23 protein-coding genes are annotated in these 21,619 nt (G+C 58.2%); 13 read left to right on the plus strand and 10 right to left on the minus strand.

The features are described from left to right. Nucleotides 1–83 precede the first annotated feature (83 nt). Nucleotides 84–956, plus strand: a complete 873-nt coding sequence (gene dapA, locus N4A58_RS05145; RefSeq protein ID WP_293708237.1) for a 4-hydroxy-tetrahydrodipicolinate synthase — start codon at nucleotides 84–86, stop codon at nucleotides 954–956. On the opposite strand, the gene N4A58_RS05150 is transcribed toward dapA, so the two are convergent. Further along, complete coding sequence (locus tag N4A58_RS05150) at nucleotides 953–1,516, minus strand: rRNA large subunit pseudouridine synthase E (protein WP_293708238.1); 564 nt, start codon at nucleotides 1,514–1,516, stop codon at nucleotides 953–955. The genes dapA and N4A58_RS05150 overlap by 4 nt on opposite strands. Nucleotides 1,517–1,638: 122 nt before the next feature. On the opposite strand from N4A58_RS05150, the gene smpB reads away from it, so the two are divergent. The 5 genes from smpB to N4A58_RS05175 all read left to right on the plus strand — a co-directional run bounded on the left by smpB (nucleotide 1,639) and on the right by N4A58_RS05175 (nucleotide 5,659). Beyond that, nucleotides 1,639–2,121: an SsrA-binding protein SmpB gene (gene smpB / locus N4A58_RS05155; RefSeq protein ID WP_293708239.1), complete on the plus strand. Its 483-nt coding sequence runs from the start codon at nucleotides 1,639–1,641 to the stop codon at nucleotides 2,119–2,121. A 141-nt stretch (nucleotides 2,122–2,262) separates the two neighbouring features. Beyond that, entirely contained in the window at nucleotides 2,263–3,114 is an 852-nt protein-coding gene (sseA, locus tag N4A58_RS05160; protein WP_293708240.1) for a 3-mercaptopyruvate sulfurtransferase, read from the plus strand. Further along, on the plus strand, nucleotides 3,114–4,298 hold the full coding sequence (locus tag N4A58_RS05165) for an amino acid aminotransferase (protein ID WP_293708241.1): 1,185 nt from the start codon (nucleotides 3,114–3,116) through the stop codon (nucleotides 4,296–4,298). Before sseA ends, N4A58_RS05165 begins: the two co-directional genes overlap by 1 nt. Nucleotides 4,299–4,374: 76 nt before the next feature. Continuing rightward, nucleotides 4,375–5,271, plus strand: a complete 897-nt coding sequence (locus N4A58_RS05170; protein ID WP_293708242.1) for an MBL fold metallo-hydrolase — start codon at nucleotides 4,375–4,377, stop codon at nucleotides 5,269–5,271. A gap of 13 nt (nucleotides 5,272–5,284) precedes the next feature. After that, entirely contained in the window at nucleotides 5,285–5,659 is a 375-nt protein-coding gene (locus N4A58_RS05175) for a rhodanese-like domain-containing protein (RefSeq protein WP_293708243.1), read from the plus strand. Nucleotides 5,660–5,732: 73 nt separating this feature from the next. Here the strand turns inward: N4A58_RS05175 and N4A58_RS05180 are convergent, their stop codons facing one another. Beyond that, nucleotides 5,733–7,067, minus strand: a complete 1,335-nt coding sequence (locus N4A58_RS05180; protein ID WP_293708244.1) for an ammonium transporter — start codon at nucleotides 7,065–7,067, stop codon at nucleotides 5,733–5,735. Nucleotides 7,068–7,093: 26 nt separating this feature from the next. Continuing rightward, nucleotides 7,094–7,432: a P-II family nitrogen regulator gene (locus N4A58_RS05185; protein WP_072709413.1), complete on the minus strand. Its 339-nt coding sequence runs from the start codon at nucleotides 7,430–7,432 to the stop codon at nucleotides 7,094–7,096. A gap of 250 nt (nucleotides 7,433–7,682) precedes the next feature. Here N4A58_RS05185 and N4A58_RS05190 point away from each other — a divergent pair, with 250 nt between their 5' ends. Next, nucleotides 7,683–9,860, plus strand: coding sequence for a transglycosylase domain-containing protein (locus tag N4A58_RS05190; RefSeq protein WP_293708245.1), 2,178 nt, complete (start codon nucleotides 7,683–7,685; stop codon nucleotides 9,858–9,860). Here the strand turns inward: N4A58_RS05190 and N4A58_RS05195 are convergent. Genes N4A58_RS05195 through N4A58_RS05205 form a run of 3 tightly spaced genes read right to left on the minus strand, consistent with a single transcriptional unit; the run spans nucleotide 9,857 to nucleotide 11,761 of the window. Beyond that, the gene (locus tag N4A58_RS05195) at nucleotides 9,857–10,387 is read right to left on the minus strand and encodes a hypothetical protein (RefSeq protein ID WP_293708246.1); all 531 of its coding nucleotides are present in this window, start codon (nucleotides 10,385–10,387) and stop codon (nucleotides 9,857–9,859) included. The genes N4A58_RS05190 and N4A58_RS05195 overlap by 4 nt on opposite strands. Further along, nucleotides 10,387–10,989, minus strand: a complete 603-nt coding sequence (locus N4A58_RS05200) for a phospholipid-binding protein MlaC (RefSeq protein WP_072708850.1) — start codon at nucleotides 10,987–10,989, stop codon at nucleotides 10,387–10,389. Before N4A58_RS05200 ends, N4A58_RS05195 begins: the two co-directional genes overlap by 1 nt. After that, nucleotides 10,979–11,761 carry a VacJ family lipoprotein gene (locus tag N4A58_RS05205; protein WP_293708247.1) on the minus strand — a complete coding sequence of 261 codons (783 nt, stop codon included), beginning with the start codon at nucleotides 11,759–11,761 and terminating at the stop codon, nucleotides 10,979–10,981. Before N4A58_RS05205 ends, N4A58_RS05200 begins: the two co-directional genes overlap by 11 nt. Before the next feature lie 158 nt (nucleotides 11,762–11,919). On the opposite strand from N4A58_RS05205, the gene N4A58_RS05210 reads away from it, so the two are divergent. The 6 genes from N4A58_RS05210 (at nucleotide 11,920) to N4A58_RS05235 (ending at nucleotide 17,740) form a co-directional block, all read left to right on the plus strand. Beyond that, nucleotides 11,920–13,653, plus strand: coding sequence for a type I secretion system permease/ATPase (locus tag N4A58_RS05210; protein WP_293708248.1), 1,734 nt, complete (start codon nucleotides 11,920–11,922; stop codon nucleotides 13,651–13,653). Then, complete coding sequence (locus N4A58_RS05215; RefSeq protein ID WP_293708249.1) at nucleotides 13,650–14,948, plus strand: HlyD family type I secretion periplasmic adaptor subunit; 1,299 nt, start codon at nucleotides 13,650–13,652, stop codon at nucleotides 14,946–14,948. Before N4A58_RS05210 ends, N4A58_RS05215 begins: the two co-directional genes overlap by 4 nt. A gap of 66 nt (nucleotides 14,949–15,014) precedes the next feature. Further along, nucleotides 15,015–15,479 (plus strand): RidA family protein, encoded by a 465-nt coding sequence (locus tag N4A58_RS05220; protein WP_072708859.1) that lies wholly within the window; start codon nucleotides 15,015–15,017, stop codon nucleotides 15,477–15,479. Then, nucleotides 15,476–16,228 carry a glycerophosphodiester phosphodiesterase family protein gene (locus N4A58_RS05225; RefSeq protein WP_293708250.1) on the plus strand — a complete coding sequence of 251 codons (753 nt, stop codon included), beginning with the start codon at nucleotides 15,476–15,478 and terminating at the stop codon, nucleotides 16,226–16,228. The genes N4A58_RS05220 and N4A58_RS05225 overlap by 4 nt, the downstream gene beginning before the upstream one ends. Before the next feature lie 43 nt (nucleotides 16,229–16,271). After that, entirely contained in the window at nucleotides 16,272–17,456 is a 1,185-nt protein-coding gene (locus N4A58_RS05230; protein WP_293708251.1) for a GNAT family N-acetyltransferase, read from the plus strand. Then, nucleotides 17,453–17,740: a 4a-hydroxytetrahydrobiopterin dehydratase gene (locus N4A58_RS05235; RefSeq protein WP_293708252.1), complete on the plus strand. Its 288-nt coding sequence runs from the start codon at nucleotides 17,453–17,455 to the stop codon at nucleotides 17,738–17,740. The genes N4A58_RS05230 and N4A58_RS05235 overlap by 4 nt, the downstream gene beginning before the upstream one ends. Here the strand turns inward: N4A58_RS05235 and N4A58_RS05240 are convergent. The 4 genes from N4A58_RS05240 to N4A58_RS05255 all read right to left on the minus strand — a co-directional run bounded on the left by N4A58_RS05240 (nucleotide 17,697) and on the right by N4A58_RS05255 (nucleotide 21,616). Then, nucleotides 17,697–18,518 carry an alpha/beta hydrolase gene (locus N4A58_RS05240; protein WP_293708307.1) on the minus strand — a complete coding sequence of 274 codons (822 nt, stop codon included), beginning with the start codon at nucleotides 18,516–18,518 and terminating at the stop codon, nucleotides 17,697–17,699. The two genes, N4A58_RS05235 and N4A58_RS05240, sit on opposite strands and share 44 nt — an antisense overlap. Before the next feature lie 94 nt (nucleotides 18,519–18,612). Next, nucleotides 18,613–19,914 (minus strand): FAD-binding oxidoreductase, encoded by a 1,302-nt coding sequence (locus N4A58_RS05245; protein ID WP_293708253.1) that lies wholly within the window; start codon nucleotides 19,912–19,914, stop codon nucleotides 18,613–18,615. Next, nucleotides 19,914–20,729: an ABC transporter permease gene (locus tag N4A58_RS05250; RefSeq protein ID WP_293708254.1), complete on the minus strand. Its 816-nt coding sequence runs from the start codon at nucleotides 20,727–20,729 to the stop codon at nucleotides 19,914–19,916. Before N4A58_RS05250 ends, N4A58_RS05245 begins: the two co-directional genes overlap by 1 nt. Beyond that, nucleotides 20,726–21,616, minus strand: a complete 891-nt coding sequence (locus N4A58_RS05255) for an ABC transporter permease subunit (RefSeq protein ID WP_293708255.1) — start codon at nucleotides 21,614–21,616, stop codon at nucleotides 20,726–20,728. The genes N4A58_RS05250 and N4A58_RS05255 overlap by 4 nt, the downstream gene beginning before the upstream one ends. Nucleotides 21,617–21,619: the final 3 nt, after the last annotated feature.

Consider the following 21,619-nt stretch of genomic DNA (forward strand, 5'->3'; position numbering starts at 1 on the left):
GCAAGGCCACGCCGCCTTGGTATGGGGCGCTGCACAGATGCAGCCCGCAGTGGGTCCGCACGATTATTCTAAAGGAGCGTGTCATGTTCAAAGGTTCTATTCCTGCCCTAGTCACGCCGTTCAAGAACGGCGAGCTGGATCTGGAGACCTTGAAGAAACTTGTCGACTGGCACGTTGATCAGGGCAGCCACGGTCTGGTGCCCGTCGGAACCACCGGCGAGAGCCCGACCCTGAGCCACGAAGAGCACGAAACCGTCATCGAAGAGGTGGTCAAAGCCGCCGCTGGCCGCATCCCTGTGATCGCAGGCGCAGGCAGCAACAACACCCGCGAAGGCATTCGTCTGGTCCAGCACGCCGAATCGGTGGGCGCGGACGCGGTTCTGGTTGTGACCCCCTACTACAACAAGCCGACCCAAGCGGGCATGATCGCGCACTTCACCGCGCTGCACGAAGCCTGCGCGCTGCCGATCGTGATCTACAATATCCCCGGCCGTTCGGTCATCGACATGACCCCCGCGACCATGGGTGAACTGGCCAAGTTGCCGCGCATCATTGGTGTCAAAGACGCAACCGGCGACATCAGCCGCGTCAGCAAGCAGCGTGCGTCCTGCGGCGCAGACTTCTGTCAGCTGTCAGGCGAGGATGCGACCGCTCTGGGCTTTAACGCACATGGCGGCGTTGGCGCGATCTCGGTCACCGCGAACGTTGCACCGAAGCTCTGCGCAGAATTCCAAGAAGCCACTCTGGCAGGCGATTTCGCCAAGGCGTTGGCCTATCAGGACAAACTGATGCCGCTACACGAAGCGATCTTTATCGAGCCGGGCGTTTCGGGCGCGAAATACGCGATGTCGCGTCTGGGCCTGTGTGACGAAGAAGTCCGCCTGCCCCTGCTGCCGATCAGCGGTGAAACCCGCGCCAAGATCGACATGGCGATGGCACACGCCGAACTGATCTAACGTTTCTGGGCCACAGCCTCGCGCCACTCACCCGGCGCGAGGCCGTCCAGTGACCATTCACCGACTTTTGCCCTGATCAGCCGCAGTGTGGGATGCCCCACTGCGGCTGTCATTCGTCTGACCTGTCGGTTTTTGCCTTCGGTGATCGTCAGCGCGATCCAGCTATCGGGCACGGATTTGCGCACACGAATCGGCGGAGTACGTTCCCACAGGTCTTCGGGTTCATCGATCAGCTCGCATTGCGCGGGGCGGGTCAGGCCATCCTTCAACTCAACCCCTTTGCGCAGGGCAGCGATGGCGGCGGCATCAGGGATGCCTTCGACCTGGGCCCAATAAGTCTTGGGCATCTTGTTCTTGGGATTGCTGATCCGCGCCTGCAGCTTGCCGTTGTTGGTCAGCAAGAGCAGCCCTTCGCTATCTCGATCCAGACGGCCCGCGGGATACACCCCCGGCACGCAGATGTAGTCGGACAGCGTTGCCCTTGGGCCGTCCGCATTTCCGCGATCGGTGAATTGGGTCAGAACGTCATAGGGTTTGTTGAACAGGATCAAGCGCGTCATGGAATTTGGCCTACAGCGGGGAACGCGGCCATGCAACGCTTCTTGGATTTCGCGCGTTAGGCCCCATATGCCCATTCCCAAGAGTGGACAGCCCCTCAAGACCCCTGTAACACAACGCGACCATGGCCAATAAACAAACCAAATCTGACCCGAACTACAAAGTCATCGCCGAAAACCGGCGTGCCCGCTACGACTATGCCATCGAGAATGACATAGAGTGCGGCATCCAACTGTATGGGTCCGAGGTGAAATCCCTGCGCCAAGGCGGCTCCAACATCGCCGAAAGCTATGCCAGCGTCGAAGATGGCGAGTTGTGGTTGATCAACAGCTATGTCGCCCCCTACGAGCAGGCAAAGACTTGGGGGCACGAAGAACGTCGCCGCCGCAAATTGCTGGTCTCGCGCAAGGAAATGGCCGACCTGTGGAACCTGACCCAGCGCAAGGGCATGACCCTTGTTCCGTTGGTGATGTACTTCAACCACCGCGGCATTGCGAAGCTCAAGATCGGCATCGCCAAGGGTAAGAAGAACGTCGACAAACGCGCCACAGAGGCGAAACGCGACTGGAATCGCCAGAAGAGCCGTCTGCTGAAACAGAACGGGTGATACCTCGTATCACGCGAAACTGTGGAAAAACGGGGCCTTTTCGCCCCCCCACACCACCGTCCATGCTTGCAGCAGACCCCTGTTGCGCGTTACAGAACACCGTATTTTCTAGGATCGCTGTCTTCTGAGGGAGGGTGAGGTATGGACAACCCCAAAGTGATTGTCTCGACCGAGTGGCTGGCTGCGCACCTGCGTGACCCTGATTTGCGCATTATCGATGCTTCTTGGTACCTGCCCAACATGGGCCGCGACCCCAAGGCAGAGTACGAAGCCTGCCACATCCCGAACGCCCGCTTCTTTGACATCGACGAAATCAGCGACCAGCGCTCGGACCTGCCGCACATGGCGCCGCCCGTGGAAAAGTTCATGTCCCGCCTGCGGGCGATGGGCGTAGGCGACGGCCATCAGGTCGTAGTTTATGACGGCATGGGCCTGTTTTCTGCCGCGCGCGTGTGGTGGCTGTTCCGCCTGATGGGCAAGATGGACGTTGCTGTTCTGGACGGCGGTCTGCCCAAGTGGGTCGCCGAAGGCCGCGAAACCGAAGACTTGCCCCCGATCCTGCGCGATCGCCACATGACCGTGACCCGTCAGAACCAGATGGTCAAAGACGTGACCGAGGTATCTTCGGCCGCGAAGCTTGGCGATTGGGTTATCGTGGATGCCCGCGCCGCCGACCGTTTCCGCGGCGAGGTCGAAGAACCCCGTCCCGGCCTGCGCGCTGGCCACATCCCCAATTCGCGGAACGTCTTTTTCAAGGACGTGCAAAACGCTGACGGCACCATGAAGTCGCCGGACGCGCTGAAATCCGTCTTCGAACAGGCAGGCGTTGACCTAAGCAAGCCTGTCATCACCAGCTGCGGTTCGGGTGTGACCGCAGCCGTCCTGAACCTCGCGATGGAGCACATGGGCAAGACCGATCATGCCCTGTACGACGGCTCCTGGGCCGAATGGGGCGCATTCCCCACCCTTCCTATTGCCACCGGAGAGGCATAATGTTTTCCAACCTCAAACCCCAACCCGCAGATAAAATTCTGGCGCTGATGGCAGCGTACCGCGAGGATCCTCGCGACCAGAAGATCGACCTTGGCGTCGGCGTTTACAAAAACGCCGAGGGCGTCACCCCCGTGATGCGCGCAATCAAGACCGCCGAGAAACAACTGTGGGAGGTTGAGACAACCAAGAGCTACACCGGTCTGGCTGGCGATCCCGCATTCTCGGATGCGATGATCAATCTGGTTCTGGATGGCGTTGTGGCTCGCGATCGTATCGCGGCTGTTGCGACCCCCGGCGGCACCGGCGCAGTTCGTCAAGGCTTTGAGGCGATCCGTCTTGCGAACCCCGACGCCCGCGTTTTCGTGTCGGACCCCACTTGGCCGAACCACCTGAGCATCCTGAAGTTCATCGAGATGCCCACCGTCACCTACCGCTACTTCGACGAGGAGTCGGGCGGCGTGAACTTTGACGGCATGATGGAAGACCTGAACCAGCTGCAAAAGGGCGACGTTGTTCTGCTGCACGGCTGCTGCCACAACCCGACCGGTGCGAACCTGACTCTGGACCAGTTCCAGACAGTCGTGGACAAACTGAACGAAGTTGGCGCCGTTCCCATGATCGACATCGCCTATCAGGGCTTTGGTGACGGTCTGGAAGAAGACGCAGCAGCCACCCGCCTGGTTGCCAAAAGCTGCCCCGAAACCATCATCGCGGCCTCGTGCTCCAAGAACTTCGGTGTGTACCGCGAGCGCACCGGCTGCCTGATGGCGATCTCGGAAAATGCGGCTCAGACTCCTGTGACCCAGGGCACGCTGGCCTTCCTGAACCGCCAGAACTTCAGCTTCCCGCCCGATCACGGCGCGCGTCTGGTGACCATGGTTCTGACCGACGATGCCCTGCGCACCGAATGGCAGACAGAACTGGAAGAAGTCCGTCTGTCGATGCTGGGTCTGCGCGAGCAGCTGGCCAATGAACTGAAGCGTCTGTCGAACTCTGACCGCTTTGACTTCATTGCCCGTCACCGCGGCATGTTCTCGCGTCTGGGCCTGTCGCCCGAGATCGTCGAGAAGATCAAAGCTGACTTCGGCATCTACATGGTTGGCGACTCGCGCATCAACATCGCGGGCCTGAACCAAACCACCGTGCCTCTGCTCGCTGACGCGATCATCAAAGCCGGCGGCTAAAAAATTATTGGGAACCTCTTGGTTGTTAAATGCATTCCATTATCCGAATGCATAAGACACATGTCAGGAGGTTCCCATGTTTACGCGCGAGAGTCCGTCGAACGGCCCGAACAGCCCCAAGGTTGTCGGCTTTTACGAAAAGGTCACGGGCTCGGTCCAATATATCTGTATCGACGAAGCGACCAAGAAATGCGCCGTGATTGACACGGTTCTGGATTTCGACCCCGCCCATGCCCGCACTTCGACCAGCAGCGCACAGACCGCACTAGACTATATCGAAGCGAACGGCCTGACGCTGGAGTGGATCCTTGATACACACCCACACGCCGACCACCTAATGGCCTCTGCCTGGCTCAAAGAGCAGACAGGCGTGCAAACAGCGATCGGCGAGAAAACCCGAGATATCGCAAAGCTGTGGGCCGAGTATTACAACCTACCCGATGCCTTTGAGCCCGAGCGGGACTTTGACCATCTGTTTGCAGATGGCGACACCTTCAAGATCGGTAATCTGGATGTCCGCGTCATGCTGTCCCCCGGCCATACGCTGGGGTCCATCACGTATATCGTGGGCGATGCGGCCTTTGTGCATGACACCTTCATGTACCCTGACAGCGGGACAAGCCGTGCAGACTTCCCCGGTGGATCGTCCAAAGACCTGTGGGACTCGCTCCAGGCCATTCTGTCGCTGCCAGACAACACGCGCCTTTATATCGGCCATGACTACCCGCCCGTGGGCGATCGCGAAGACCCCGCATGGGAAGCGACGGTTGCTGAGCACAAAGCCAACAACAAGCACCTGAGCGGCGGCGTCACCGAAGCCGAGTACCGGAAGGTGCGCGATGAACGCGACGCATCGCTCAGCTTGCCGAGCCAGATGATGTACGCTCTGCAAGTCAACCTGCGCGGAGGCCGCCTGCTGCCGCCCGAAGATGACGGGCGCCAATACTTCAAAATTCCAGCGAACTACTTTTAAGCAAGGACTGACCATGCAAACCGAAAACACTGTAAACGGCATGCTCGAAACGTGGACTGTAGACGAGGTGCAAGCCGCGTTCGACAAGAACGAAATCGTTTTGATCGATGTACGGACCCCGCAGGAATACATGTTTGAACATGTCGAAGGCGCTTTGCTGATGCCGATGGCCTTCTTTGATGCCCAGAAACTGCCGACCCAAGACGGCAAACGCATCGTATTCCATTGCGGCTCTGGCATGCGCAGCGAAAAGGTTGCTCGCGCAGCGCTGGACGCCGGCATGACCCCAGTTGCACACATGGGCGGCGGCTTCGGCGCATGGAAGACCGCCGAGAAGCCCTACATGGGCACGGATATGGCCAGTGGCGCACCGCAGCGCAAAGGCTAACAGACACCACCAGACACAAAAAATCGGGCGCCACTTGGGCGCCCGATCTGTTTTCCGACTTTCGAAGGTCTGATTAGAGCTTCGAGAATTCGGGGTAGGCTTCCATGCCCAGTTCCGCTTTGTCGAGACCGTTGATCTCTTCTTCTTCGGTGACGCGCAGGCCCATAATCATGTTCAGGATGAACCAGACAACGCCCGAAGCAACAACGGTGAAGATACCAACAACTACGATGCCGTAGAGCTGTGCGCCGATGGTTGCGTCGCCGTTCGACAGAACAACAGCGATGGTGCCCCAGATGCCGCAGATCAGGTGAACAGGGATCGCGCCAACAACGTCGTCAATCTTCAGCTTGTCCAGCATGGGAACTGCGAAGACTACGATAACGCCGCCGATCATGCCGATGATGGTCGCCAGACCCAGAGTGGGGGTCAGGGGCTCTGCAGTGATCGAAACCAGACCTGCCAGTGCGCCGTTCAGGACCATGGTCAGGTCGACCTTTTTGTACAGAACTTGGGTCAGGATCAGGGCCGCGATTGCGCCGCCAGCTGCTGCTGCGTTGGTGTTCGAGAAGATGCGCGATACGTCGGTTACGTCACCAACAGTACCCATTGCCAGCTGCGAACCGCCGTTGAAGCCGAACCAACCGAGCCACAGGATGAACGTACCCAGAGTTGCGAGGGTCAGGTTCGAACCGGGCATGGGAACAACGCGGCCATCTTTGGAGAATTTGCCGATACGGGGGCCAAGGATCAGCGCGCCGGTCAGAGCAGCCCAACCACCTACCGAGTGCACAACAGTCGAGCCAGCGAAGTCGAGGAAGCCGTTTGCGTCCAGGAAGCCACCGCCCCATTTCCACGATGCCTGCAGCGGGTAGATGATGCCGGTCAGGATGATGGTGAAGATCAGGAAGGGCCACAGTTTGATACGCTCGGCCAGGGTGCCCGAAACGATCGATGCGGTTGCGGCACAGAACATCAGCTGGAAGAAGAAGTCCGAACCGGTCGATGCGTAGCCATAGTCGTCAGCTGCATCGCGGGTGATGCCAACAGCTTCGAGGATCGCAACGCCCCAGACGCCGGACAGAACGCCGTCAACAGCCCAGGTGCCGAGCGGGTACATCAGGTTGTAACCGATCAGGTAGTAGAAGATCGCGGAGAGCGAGAAGAGCGCAACGTTCTTGGTACACTGCATAGCAACGTTCTTGGAGCGAACGAGGCCTGCTTCGAGCATCGCAAAGCCGGCAGCCATGAAGAATACGAGGAAACCGCCAACGAGGAACAGCAGCGAGTTCAGGATAAAGATGGAGTCAGAGCTGGCATCAACGCCGGGGGTGGCGTCCTGAGCCAGACCCAGAGTCGGCAGAACAGCAGCAGCTGCAGCCAACGGAAGGATTTTGTTCAGTTTCATTTGACTATTGGTCCCTAGTTACGCGCTTACAGAGCGTCTTCGTTGGTTTCGCCGGTGCGGACGCGGAGGGCGGCCTGCAGGTCGAGAACGAAAATTTTGCCGTCACCGATCTTGTCGGTCTTGGCGGTCTTCTGGATGGTTTCGACAACTTGGTCTGCCATCGAAGCTGCACATGCGATCTCGAGCTTGATCTTCGGCACGAAATTGACGGCATATTCTGCACCACGGTAGATCTCGGTATGGCCCGACTGGGAGCCGAAGCCTTTGATCTCGGTTACCATCATGCCGCGCACGCCGATCGAAGTCAGTGCTTCACGGACCTCTTCGAGCTTGAACGGTTTAATTGTTGCAATGATGAATTTCACCTTGGTCCCCTTTGATTGGCAGACGTTGCTGCGGGTTGCTCCGGCAGAAAGGCGGGAATCCGCCATTGCAACAAGTCGGACGGCAGGTTTGGTCAGTCCTTTTGGAGTCTTAATGATTATTTTTTGTGCAGTTTATTTTCAATGCACACTAATTGGGCGATTTAAAAACGATCAAACCTAGGTGATGGTCTCTACAAGGCACCCTTTTGGCGATAAATTGGCCGCAAAATGAACCAACGAGCAGCCCATCATGGTAAATCGCCCTCGCGGTAGCGGCAGGCTTGTCGCTGAAAAACGCACTTCCCAATCTCGGACGACTTCTGACAGAAAGAAAGCCGCCCCGAAGAAAACAAAGCCGAAAAGTGCCCGCAAGGCGCGGAACGCGCCCAAGCGTGGTCTGATTTCGGGCATGTTCTTTGGCTTTTTCGGGCTGATCTGGCGCGTTCTGTGGGGATTCGGCTGGCGGATCGGCATGGTGGTGTCCCTGCTTATCGGCGCTGGCGTTCTTTATATATATACGACACTGCCTCCGGTGTCGGAACTCGTGGATGGCCGCGCGCGGGGCTCTGTCACGCTGATGGACCGCAACGGGGCTGTCTTTGCGTGGCGCGGCGATCAGTTCGGCGGGATGATCACGGCAGACACCGTATCCCCCTATTTGCGGGACGCCATCGTCGCGACGGAAGACAAACGCTTCTACTACCACATCGGCGTGGATCCGATAGGTATCGCCAGCGCAGTGAAGATTAACTTAAGCGAAGGGCGCGGTCCCCTGTCCGGTCACGGCGGTTCGACCATCACTCAGCAAACGGCCAAATTGCTTTGCCTTGGCGTGCCATTCGATCCGAACGGCGGCATGACCGAAGCCGAGTACGAGAATGACTGCCGCCAGACAACTCTATGGCGCAAGATCAAGGAGGCTGTCTTTGCTTTGTCCATGGAGGCCAAGTACTCCAAAGACGAAATCCTGACGATTTATATGAACCGCGCCTTCCTCGGCGCTGGGGCACGTGGGTTCGAAGCAGCTTCTCAGCGGTATTTCGGCAAATCGGCGTCGGCGGTCACGCCTGCCGAATCGGCCATGCTGGCGGGGCTGCTCAAGGCCCCCACGCGCTATGCTCCGACGAACAATCTGGAACGCTCCCAACAGCGTGCTGGCATCATCGTCGGTCTGATGGAGGATCAGGGCTACCTAACCACCTCTCAGGCGAGCACCGCGCGCACCAACCCTGCGCAACTGTCCGAAGCGGCCGAGGCCAAGGCCGGAGGCTACTTTGCTGACTGGGTGATGTCTGACGGTCCCGAATTCTTTACCCGCGAGACGACAGAGGATGTGATCATCAAGACCACCCTTGACCAGCGCATTCAGAAGGCTGCCGAAGATGCGATGAAGCAGATCTTTGAGGAGAAGGTAAGCGAGGGGTCTAAAGCGCAGGCAGCCATTGTAGTCATGAGCGCGGATGGCGCCGTGCGCGCTATGGTCGGCGGACGCAAGACCCAAGTGAGCGGCGTGTTCAACCGCGCTACCTCGGCCAAGCGGCAAACTGGCTCGGCGTTCAAACCCTTTGTCTACGCGACAGCGCTGGAGCTCGGTCACCACTGGAACTCAACCGTGGTAGACGAACCTTATACCATCGACATTCCTGGTAGCGGTCCTTGGTCACCCGAGAACTACACGCGCAAACACTATGGCCGTGTGACACTGGAATATGCGCTGGCCAACTCTCTAAACATTCCTGCGGTTAAAGTTTCAGAGGCTGTCGGACGCGAGAATGTTCGCCGAATTGCTTCTGATTTCGGGATCGACAGCGATCTGGCCGAAGGTCCGGCGCTGGCACTCGGAGCTTCTGAATCTACTCTGATCGAAGTCACTGGCGCCTACGCGGGCATTCTGAACGGCGGCTCGTCGGTAGAACCTTACGGCCTGACTGAACTTCGCCTGCTCGAGGATAACGAGCCTGTCATGGGCACCGAGGGCGGCATTGGCGAGCGTGTGATCCGCGAAGAGGCTGCGCGCGAATTGATTTATATGATGTCGAAGGTCGTGAGCGAAGGCACAGGCGGACGTGCAAAGCTGCCTGATGGCCGCGAAGCCGCCGGCAAGACTGGCACCACATCTGCAGCGCGCGATGCGTGGTTCGTAGGCTTCACTGCGGATTACGTGGCCGGGGTCTGGATGGGCTACGACGACAACACACCGCTCAAAGGCGTGACAGGTGGCGGCTTGCCCGCCGAGATCTGGCGCGAAACCATGACCCGCGTGCACGACGGAATGCCTGCCAAACCGCTGCCCATGCTGCGTCCTGCTCCGGCGCCTGCTCCGCAAAACCGCGAACTGCCTGCCCCGAGCAATCGGCAGACGTCAGAAAATCCGGTAGATACTGTGCTGCGGGACGTCCTGAATTCGATCTTCGGCGCGGGCAATTAACCCGCGTCGGATTCGGTTTTTTCCGGCTCTTCGGTCAGAACCTCTGGCGTCTCGCTTTCGGGCGGGACGCTTTCTTCATCGGGAACGACGGCTTTTGCAGGCTCCACAATGTCGCTCTCGGCTTCGGGCGCAGCTTGTGCTTCGACAGGAATTGAGTCTGTCACTGGGTTTGAAGCATCCGGATCAGGACAGCTGTCATATTTGAACGCATACCCGTCCCATACCATGATCAATCCGTCATCAGCGCCATGTACCATCATAGCACGTGCCGTCCATGCCCCGTCTTCGCTAGAGCAGCGCATCGTATAGAGCACTGCATCCATGTCATTGACAGGCACAGGGTCTGTCATGTTGCAGGTGGACTCGACACCGTAGAAGACATCTTCTTCGATCTTGAGCGCGCCACCATCAACACCAACAAGCGAGCAGTCCGAATCTGCCGCTTGCCGGTAAATTCCATCAAATTCAGCTGAAACTGCGGTCGCTGCCATCAGAATGACGGCGGCCGCAGGAAAAGCATTGTGCATCAGCCCGCCTTTTTCAGATCCGCGATCAGGGCGTTGAGGTCGCCACCGCGACGGTCCAGCATAGCGCCAATCTCTTCGCGCTCTGTCAGCAAAAGGTTCACGCCTTCGATGAACATGTTGAAGAAAAGGTCTTTGCCGGATTTGTCGGACACCAAGAAGGTCACGTCAAAGGGTGCAGAGTTCGGCAAGTAGGCCAGCGTTTTGACTTCGTAAAAGCTTTTGACAGCTTTGGTCTGCTGCACTTCGAGGCGACCACCCGCGAATTCTTGGAAACGCTTGCCGTACTTGCGCGAGATGTAGCCCGTGAATGCGTCAGTAAAGGCATTCAACTGCGCGCCGCTTGCCGAGCGGGCCGCAACCCCAAGCGTGTAGCGCGCGATGGTCGGCACATCCGAGTATCGAACAAAGATGTTCTCAAACTGGCTAATCATCGCAGATTGAGACTGCCCCGAGGCAATAACGCTGTTGATTTGTCCAACAACGCTATTGATCAGTTTTGTGGCGTTCGCCTCGGTCAGCGCGAAAGCTGGAAGCGCCGAGGCAAGCGAGAGAGCCGACGCGCCAAAAAGGACGCCGCGGCGGGTCATAGAATTATTCAGCATAAGGGTCCTCGTAAGGATCAAAGTAGAAATCGTCTTGCGAATCCGAGCCGCTGGCACTTTGGCCCAGCTCGAAACGTCTGTTCTGAATATAGAGCAGTCGGCTCTGAGCGTAACTGTCGGCGCTGTCATAAAGAGTTGAACTGATCGTTTCATCATAACGGTAACGATCATCCAAAAGCTCTGCCGCGTTCAGACCGCGACGGGCGGCTGTGTAGTACAAGGGCGTGAACAGGGTGACAGGGTTGATGGCGGCATCAACCACCGTGCCCGCGAAATCACGCTCTGTTGATGGGCCAAGCAAGGGGACAGACAGGTACGCACCCTCTTTGAACCCCCAGACGTGCAAGGTTTCACCGAAATCTGTGTCCATATCGGGCAAACCCATCTTGGTTGCGGGGTCTAGTAGCCCTGCCAAACCAAAGGTGGAGTTGATGACAAAGCGGAACCCGTTGTTCAGCGCCAACTTGCCGTCAGCCTGTAGCAGGCCGTTCAGGACCTCTGACGGGAGGGTCAGGTTGTCGGCAACATTAGAGACGCCTTGGCGCACAGGGTTCGGCACAATTGTGCCATAGGTCATCGCAGCAGGGCGCACGAACGCGGTGTCCGTACCCTTGTTCAGCTCATGCAGATTGCGGTTCACCTTTTCGTAGGGGTCCGCAACTAATTGGCCCGGCTCAGGCGAAGCACATGCGCCCAGAAATCCGAGCGCACCAACAGCAAACAAAGGCGCGAAGCGCGCAACAAAAAAACGAAGGAACTTAGGAGCTGGCACGGGTCTTCCTGTCAATAAAGTCTCGGCATCAACTACGCATTAATTCAGGATTGCCTAGTGTAGCCTTGGCGTTTCTTTCGAAATTGTGTTTTAACGATTACTATTCCAAAGTCTCAATGGCATAGTTTCTCAAATTAATAACTAGCGGTTTTCCATCCATGGCACAGCCAAGACCCGCCCCTGGTCGCGATGAATTGATCAAAGCGCGACAGGAATTTCGGCCCCTGTTCTGGGCAGTGGGGTTGTTTAGCGTGTTCGCTAACCTCCTTATGCTCACCGGTCCACTCTACATGCTTCTCGTGTACGATCGTGTTCTCGGCAGCAGATCCGAGGCTACGCTCCTCGCTCTGACCCTTTTGATCGTCTTTCTCTTTATTATCATGGGCGCGCTCGACGTCAGCCGCGGGCGTATTATGGCCCGTATTGGCGCACGCTTCCAGAACCGGCTCGAGCGCCGCGTTTACGAGGCGAGTCTTCGCCGCGCCGCGCTCGACCCCAACTCCAGTAATGCGCAAACCGGTCTTCGCGATTTAGAAGCGGTACAACGCATGCTTGCTTCGCCCGGTTTGATGGCGATGTTCGACCTTCCATGGACGCCTATTTTTCTGGCAGGCATCCTGATCTTCCACTACTCGCTGGGCCTGCTGGCCTTGGGCGGTGGGGCAATTCTGGTCGCATTGGCCCTGATTAACCAACGGATGTCGCGCCGCCCGATGCTCAAAAGCATCGAAACCAGCCAGAAGGCTGAAATTCTAGGGGACCATCTGCGGAATGAAGCCGAGATGCTGCAAGCCCTCGGGATGCGCGGTGCCAGCTTCAAGCGGTGGAAGGCCACTCGGGATGAAGCGCTGGCGCAGCAAGTCGGTGCAAACGACATCTCGGGCAGCTTCTCGTCGATTACCAAAACATTCCGCCTGTTACTCCAATCAGCCATGCTGGGGTTGGGCGCATATCTCGTGCTGCAGAACCAGCTGACCGCTGGCGCCATGATTGCAGGTTCAATCCTGATGGGTCGCGCGCTAGCCCCGATCGAGATGGCGATTGGCCAATGGCCCGTGGTGCAGCGCGGGATGAAGGGCTGGTCGAACCTGTCCGAACTCTTGTCCTCTGTCCCACCCGAGGCCGAGCGTACCCCACTGCCGCGCCCCAAAGCTGTTCTGTCCGTAAATCAGGTCACCGTTATTCCCCCCGGAGAAAAGCAAGCCGCCCTGCGCATGGTCAGCTTTGACTTGCAACCGGGCCAAGCGGTTGGCGTGGTGGGCCCATCGGGCGCAGGTAAATCGACACTCGCTCGTGCGCTGACCGGCATCTGGCGTCCCGCTGGCGGTAAAATCCGTCTGGATGGCGCTGCTCTGGATCAGTTTGATCCGGACGTGTTGGGTCAGCTGATCGGCTATTTGCCGCAGCGCGTCCAACTCTTTGATGGGACGATCACTGAAAACATCGCGCGCCTGTCAGAGAACCCAGACCCCAAGCAAGTCGTCGAAGCCGCGCAACGCGCTGCCGCGCACGACATGATCCTGAAGCTGCCCGACGGCTACGACACCCGTGTCAGCCAGTTGGGGGGACGGCTGTCCGGTGGTCAAATTCAGCGCATCGGCCTGGCACGCGCGCTTTATGGCGATCCCGTCCTTCTGGTGCTCGACGAGCCGAACTCAAACCTCGACAACGAGGGGTCAGAGGCTGTGAACGCCGCCATCCGCCGCATGAAAGCCGAAGGCAAAGCCGCGCTGATTATGGCGCACCGGCCCGCAGCCATTCAGGAATGTGACCTGATCCTCATGCTCGAAGGCGGAGGACGCCGCGCCTTTGGCCCCAAAGACGAAGTCCTGCGTAGCATTTTGCAAAATCACCAAGATGTCGCTTCTGCACGCCCCGGAGGTGTCACATGAGCAAATCATTTTCCGCACGCACGCCGATGACAATTGGCGCTGTCGCGCTCGCTATTCTCGTTTTTGGTTTTGGCAGTTGGGCCACTCTGGCCGAACTCTCTGGCGCGGTTGTCGCCAGCGGCCGGATCGAAGTGGATCAAAACCGGCAGGTCGTTCAGCACCTTGACGGTGGCGTAGTTGCCGAAATCGCAGTCGACGAAGGCCAGATGGTCGAAAAGGACGCGCTTCTCATCCGCTTGGACCCGACGCTTTTGCAGTCGGAACTGGCGATCATCGAGGGACAGCTTTTCGAAGTGATGGCCCGTCGTGGTCGTCTCGAAGCAGAGCAACACCAAGCGGACGAAATCGACTTTGATCCGCTGCTACTGGAACAAGCCGCCCTGCGCCCAGAGGTACAAGAGCTGGTGGACGGCCAAAAGAACCTGTTTCTGGCCCGCCGCGAGTCCGTTGCGAACGAAGTGGAGCAGCTAAAGAAGCGCCGCATCCAGACCGAAGAACAGCTTGTTGGCATTGAAGCCCAGATTGCGGCGATCGACACCCAAGAAGAACTGCTCGCCTCGGAACTGTCAGGGCAGCAGCGATTGCTGGACCAGGGCCTCGCCCAGACCGCCCGCGTAATGTCCTTGCAACGCGAAGCGGCGAGCCTCACCGGTGATCGGGGCGAACTTCTGGCGCTACAAGCCCAGTCCGAAGGCCGCATCACCGAGATCGAGATCGAGATCCTGAAGCTCAGCAGCCGTCAGCGCGAAGAGGCGATCAGCGAACTTCGCGACATTGGCGCCAATGAACTGAGCCTACGCGAACAACGTCGTTCGATCCTCGAACAACTTAGCCGCCTGGACATCCGCGCGCCTGTTTCGGGGATCGTGTATGGCATGTCGGTGTTTGCGGAACGGTCGGTCATTCGGCCAGCAGATCCACTGCTCTATCTGATCCCGCAGGACCGTCCCTTGGTCATCACGGCGCAGGTACCAACCATCCACATCGACAAGCTTTTGCTTGGTCAGGATGTGACCCTACGCTTTGCCGCATTGGATCAAAGGACGACGCCCGAACTCTTTGGCCACGTTGTCAAGATCTCGGCTGACGCCTTCGAAGACGAGCAAACCCGTGCCAGCTACTACCGGACGGAAATTCTGCTGAACGACGGAGAGCTCGCGCGGCTTCCCGAGGGGACGTCTTTGATCCCCGGCATGCCCGTCGAAACCTTCATCCGGACAGCAGACCGGACCCCGCTGGTCTACCTCACGAAACCTTTGACGGATTATTTCGCAAAAGCGTTCCGAGAGAGCTGATCTGGACTATCGCGATGGTGCGTTCCCCGCTAGCGTCCGCTCAAAAGCACTAGCAAGGAGCGCACCATGACCGGAAAAATCGAAGCCCGTCTCACGGAACTTGGCATCACTTTGCCCGATGCCCCCGCGCCGGCGGCCAACTACGTCCCATTTGTGCAGGTCGGTGATCTAGTCCACATTTCAGGACAGATCAGCAGTGATGAAAATGGCCTGATCACAGGCAAACTGGGTGCCGATCTGGACACCGCAGCAGGTGCCGCCGCCGCCAGCCGCTGCGCGCTGAGCCTGCTGGCCCAAGCCAAGGCGGCCTGTGGCGGCGACTTGGATCGCGTTGTGCGTCTGGTCAAACTGGTCGGTTTTGTGAACTCGACTGCAGACTTCACCGAACAGCCCAAAGTGGTTAACGGTGCCTCTGACCTCATGGTCGAGGTTCTGGGTGACGCGGGCCGTCATGCGCGCTCTGCCGTATCCGCGGCCAGCCTGCCCCTTGGTGTCGCTGTAGAAATCGAAGCGATCTTTCAGATCCAATGACCGCGCTAGACCCGCGATTTCTAGGGCGTCCCATTGCACACCGTGCCCTGCACGGTCCGGGGCGCCCGGAAAACAGCCGTGAGGCGATCGAGGCAGCATGCCAAGCTGGGTTCGGGATTGAGATCGACCTGCAACTCAGCGCGGACGGTCAGGCCATGGTCTTTCACGACTATGACCTACGACGTCTGACAGCGGCCTCTGGTCCTGTGCGTCAGCAGACATCAGCCACATTGCAAGCGATCCAAATAACCGGTGGCGAGACTGGTATTCCCACTCTGCCGCAGGTGCTGGAACAAGTTTCGGGCCGCGTCCCCCTGCTGATCGAGATAAAGGATCAGGATGGCGGTCTTGGCCGCAACATCGGGCCGCTTGAGCAAGCCACCGCGAAGGCGCTGGCAGGATACACGGGACCCGTGGCCCTGATGTCATTTAACCCCTACGCCGTAGCCCGAATGGCTGAGCTGTGCCCAGACATTCCGCACGGCCTCACAACCTGCGCCTACACCAAGGATGACTTTCCGCTGATCAAAGAAGCGCGCTTGGCCGAATTGCGCGACTTGTCAGAAGTAGAGGCTTTGAACTGCCGTTTTATCAGCCATAACCGCGCCGATCTGGACAATCCGCAGGTGGCCGCGCTGAAGGACAAAGGCATCCATATCCTGTGCTGGACCATCAAGAGCGCTCAACAAGAGGTCGAAGCCCGCCGCATTGCGGAAAATGTGACCTTTGAAAACTACATCCCCGCTTGATCCTGACAGGTAAGAGACCACCTTTGGCGTCGGGGGTACCGACATGGAAGAAACGATAGAAATCCGCATGTTGTCGTCGGTCGCGGAACTGTCCGAGGCCGAATGGGATGCCTGCGCATGTCCCGAGGCGCAAGATGGCGGCCGCCCGCTCGATCCGTTCACTACGTGGCGGTTCCTGAATGCTCTGGAGCAAAGTGGCTCTGTTGGTACTGGCACAGGCTGGGAGCCGCACTATCTGGCGGCAACCGTCGGCGGCATGCTGATTGGGGTCGCGCCTCTTTATGCCAAGGGGCACAGTCAGGGCGAATATATCTTTGACCATAATTGGGCCCATGCCTACGAGCGCGCAGGTGGCCACTATTATCCCAAGCTTCAGATCGCTGTCCCGTTCACCCCTGCAACGGGCCGCAGATTTCTGACACATCCGAATTTCACTGACAGCGCACGTTCCGCGCTAATGCAGGGCGCGATGCAGATTGCAGAGCAGAGCAATCTGTCCGGCGTCCACGCGACCTTCTGTACCGAAGACGAGGTCGCTGCGGGCAAGCTGCTTGGCCTGATGGGGCGCAAGAGCCAGCAATATCACTGGTTCAACGAAAGCTACGACAGCTTTGACGGCTTTCTTCAGGTCCTATCGTCGCGCAAACGCAAGAACATCCGCAAAGAGCGCGAAAGGGCAAATGCCTTTGGAGGCGACATTCACGTGCTGACAGGCGATCAGATCGAGCCCGAGCACTGGGACAGCTTTTGGCAGTTCTATCAGGATACGGGGGCACGGAAGTGGGGCACGCCCTACCTAACTCGTGCGTTCTTTGACATCGCCCACGAGACCTTGCGAGATGACATTGTTCTGATGCTGGCCGAACGCGATGGGCATTACGTCGCCGGTGCGTTGAACTTTCTGGGCCGCGACGTGATCTACGGTCGCTATTGGGGCTGCATTGAGGATCACCCCTGCCTCCATTTCGAACTGTGCTATTACCGTGCAATCGACTGGGCCATTGAGCATGGACTGTCCCGCGTAGAGGCAGGCGCCCAAGGGGATCACAAGCTGGCGCGCGGCTACATGCCAACGGTGACGCACTCTTTGCACTGGCTGACAGATCCTGGCTTGCGCAAGGCTGTGGCTCAGTTTCTGGCCGCCGAGGCCGCCGCCGTCGATGAAGAGATCGAGATCCTTACGGATTACGGTCCGTTTCGCAAAACCCAAGTGGAGGAACAAGAATGAGCAAACTACTCGAAGGCACAGACCGCACCGAAGCACTGGAAGAATTGTCAGAGGCTGGGTGGACCGTCGAAGAGTCCGGCAATGCAGTGACGCGGCAATTCAAGTTCAAAACATTCCCCGAGGCTCTGGGGTGGATGGTCCACATGGGTGTCATCGCTGAAAAGATGAACCACCATCCTGAATGGTCGAACGTCTACAATCGCGTCGATGTGCGGCTTACGACTCACGACGCGGGGGGGCTTACATCGCTCGACCTAGAGCTTGCGAGGAAGATGTCGCAGTAGGCAAACCATCCGCAAAGCGCACGAGCGCTTGGGCAAAGGTCGCGGGTTCCTCAAGATGTGGGCTATGGCCACTTGCAGAGAAACCAAGCGCACGCGCTTGCGGAGCCCGTTCAAGCATCCATTTGCGAACCTGACGGGGATAAATCTGGCTGTGCATACCGTAGCAAATTAACCAAGGGATCCGCAGTTGAGGGATGGTCGCGCGCTCGTCAGTCTTCATCATCGACGCCCACATTGCCTGCATCATTCCAGGGTTCTGACTAAGAACCAGTTCCAATGCGGCATCCACGGACTTATCATTATCCGATGCCGCACCGCTGAACATGCCACGCGCAATAGCACTTGCGCGCTTCTCCCAGTCGGTCTTGTAGGTCGGATCAGCAGCCTCGCGGCGTGTTTCCCGTAACAAACCGTAGGACCACTCTGGCCCGTTAGAAATCTTTGGTGACATATCGACCGTCACCAGCCCGCTTACCTTGTCCTGCCCGAAACGCGACAGGTAGCGCCATGCAATCAGTGCCCCCATCGACCAGCCAACCAGAATCACGTCTTCAAGTTTGAGGTCTAAGATGAGTTTATTCAGCGCTTCAGCGCTACGGGGAATATTTGGAGGCAGGTTTCGGCTTTGACCGTGACCCGGTAAGTCAGGAGCAATGCACCGAAATTGTGGTGACAACCGTTCCATCTGCCCAGAGAACACCGATCCATCCATGGTCCACCCATGAAGGAAGATTATTGGCCTGCCGGTGCCTTTGTCTCTGAAAAATGGAAGATCCACGAGAAGTCGAGCCAATCAAATTGCAATAAACTTGCGATATATTTAGCAACCTGAAGCCGAGACGCCAGCGCCGACTGTCCTGAAAATGGAAATATTAGATCACGTCCTTAACAGCGTAGCCTAAATAGGCCAACCGCAACAAAGCGCGCCGATTTTTGTTCAGCGGGAACCGCTTTGGCGGGTAGCTGACGAAATCCGGGAGCCCGTTCGACGAGCGCCCTGCCATGCGCGCGGCAATCTGCACCCCAGCATAACTGCCCATAGCAACGCCGTTACCATGCCACCCCATCGCCGCGAATACGCCGGTCATATCAGGCACCTCGCCCACAAAGGGAACGAGCGACGGCATCAGGCAAACAAGCCCTGACCACATGTGCGTCGCCTCGACCGATGTCCACGCGGGAAACATGCGGTCGAAGTGTTGGCGCATCTGGCGGCGTGTTGCCGCTTCGGCGCGCGGAGAGGAAGACAAGCCGCCGCGCATCCCGAACAGAAACCGTCCATTCGGCATAAGCCGGAAGTAATGCAGCAGCGTGCGCGTGTCATAGGCCATCAAGTCACTGGTCCACCCTTGCGCGTGCTGTTCCGCTTCAGAAAGCGGTCGGGTGACCATGACAGAGGACTGGGCCGGCAAATAACGTGCGGTCAGCCAATCGGGCAAATCATCGCTGCTGTAGCCATTGGATGCGATCAGGACAGTATCCGCCTCGACCCAACCTTCGGGGGTGTGGGCATGCCAGCGGTTGGCACCTTTGGTCAACTTTGTCACGGGAGTCTGACCGTAGATGCTGACGCCAAGCGAGTCCGCATGTCGGGCCAAGCCATCCACGTAGCGGCGCGGATTCAGGCCAAAGCCGACAGGCGTACGCATCCCGCCATGGAACCCGTGACCCGCAATCCCCATCGCCCGAAGGTCCTCGGCATCGAAAACCGTCTCATTCTCTGCCGCCAACTGCTTCATCGCTCTGGCGGAATGGGCCAACACGATCTCGCCGTCGGAATGCCGCTCAACGTCTAGAGCCAAGTCGCTGATACGCTGATCGACTAGGTGTATCGCTGCGACCTGCGCTGCATCCCACGCCTCTAGTGCCTCTGGGCCGTAGTGGCGAGCAATCGTAGCATCTTCGGCCTTGGCCCCGCCCATGCAACAGAAGCCCCCGTTCCTGCCAGAGGCCCCCCAGCCCGGAGATTCGGCATCTACAACGATGACAGAGGCGCCGCCCTGTACCAACTCGATTGCCGCGTTCAGACCGACGAAGCCTGCGCCAATAATAACGACATCCGCTTGGTGTGTGCCACGCAACACCGGCCAAGACCGCTGCGCTACGGTGCTATCCCAATAGCAGCCGTTTCGCACCGCGTCGGTGTACGCGTAGTCCTCGAAAACGCGACGCATCAAGTACGCTCGGCTGCACGGGCATCGGCTTCGGCGCGAGCGATGTTGCGTTTGCTGATCACTGAGAACCCAATGACCCCAACGGTCACGATCCCAATCATGATCGTCGATAGCGCATTAATCTCTGGGCTGACGCCCAAGCGCACAGAGCTGAAAATCTTGATCGGCAGTGTTGTAGCAGAGGGGCCTGCGGTGAAGCTGGCGATCACCAGATCATCTAGCGACAGTGTAAATGCGAGCAGCCAGCCAGAAATCACAGCAGGCATGATGATCGGCAGGGTCACGAGTCGAAATGCTTGGAACGGAGTACAGCCCAAATCCAGTGCGGCCTCTTCCAGCGACTTGTCAAAGCTAACAAGTCGCGAGCTGACGACGACACTAACATAGCACATGCTGAACGTCGTGTGCGCAAGCACAATCGTTAGCACTCCGCGGTCCAAGCCAATGCCGATAAACAAGAGTAGAAGCGACAAACCGGTGATTACTTCGGGCATCACAAGTGGGGCGTAGATCATGCCGGAAAACAGCGTCCGGCCAAAGAAGCGACCGCCGCGCACCATGACATGTGCCGCCATCGTTCCGAGCACCGTCGCGATGGTCGAGCTGATCACGGCGACACGCAAAGTCACCCATGCGGCATCCAGAAACGCCTCGTTCTGCATAAGCTCGCCGTACCACTTGGTCGAGAAGCCCGCCCAAACCGTCACCAGCTTGGATTCGTTGAACGAATAGATCACGAGGATCAACATCGGCAGATACAGGAACGCGAAGCCCAGCGTCAGGGAGGTCAGGTTGAACCAGCTGAAACGTCTCATCCGTCTGCCTCCCGCTGCTTTTGCTCGTTGCGTTGGAACAGAATGATCGGGATCACAAGGATCGCCAGCAGGATCACCGCCACTGCCGAGGCCACGGGCCAGTCGCGGTTGTTAAAGAACTCTTCCCACAGGACTTTGCCGATCATCAGCGTGTCCGATCCGCCCAAGAGCGACGGGATCACAAACTCGCCAATCGACGGGATAAAGACCAGAAAACAGCCCGCAATGATGCCGGATTTCGACAGGGGAAAGGTCACCAGCCAGAAAGCCTGCAGGCGCGAACAGCCAAGGTCTTCGGCCGCTTCGAGCAGGCTATCGTCCATCTTTTCGAGCGCGGAATAGATCGGCAGGATCATGAACGGCAGATATGTGTAAACGATCCCGATGTAGACGGCAGTCGTGGTGTTCATGATCACAAGCGGCTCGGAGATGATGCCGGTCCACAGCAGGAACTGGTTCAGGAACCCTTCGTTCGACAGGATTCCCATCCACGAGTACACCCGGATCAGGAAACTGGTCCAGAACGGCAGGATCACCAGCATCATCAGGGTCGGACGCCATTCGGATGGCGCACGGGCCATGCCGTAGGCCATCGGATAGCCGACACACAGCGTAAAGAAGGTCGCGACAACCGCGATCTTCAGGCTGCTCAGGTAGGCTTTCCAGTACAGGTCGTCTTCGGTCAGAAAGACGAAGTTCTCGAAATCTAGCTGGTTAAAGAAATCCTTTAGACCCTCCCATCCCGCGCTGGGATCAAGCTGCGGAAGATAGGGCGGGATCGATAGGTTCAGGTCCGACAACGAAATCTTTAGCACAATCAAGAACGGGACCAAGAACAGCCCCAAGAGCCAAAGATACGGCAGCGCTATGACAAGGTAGCGGCGCATGGA

Origin of the sequence: Donghicola sp., assembly GCF_025210255.1 — a bacterium.
GTDB lineage: Bacteria > Pseudomonadota > Alphaproteobacteria > Rhodobacterales > Rhodobacteraceae > Donghicola > Donghicola eburneus.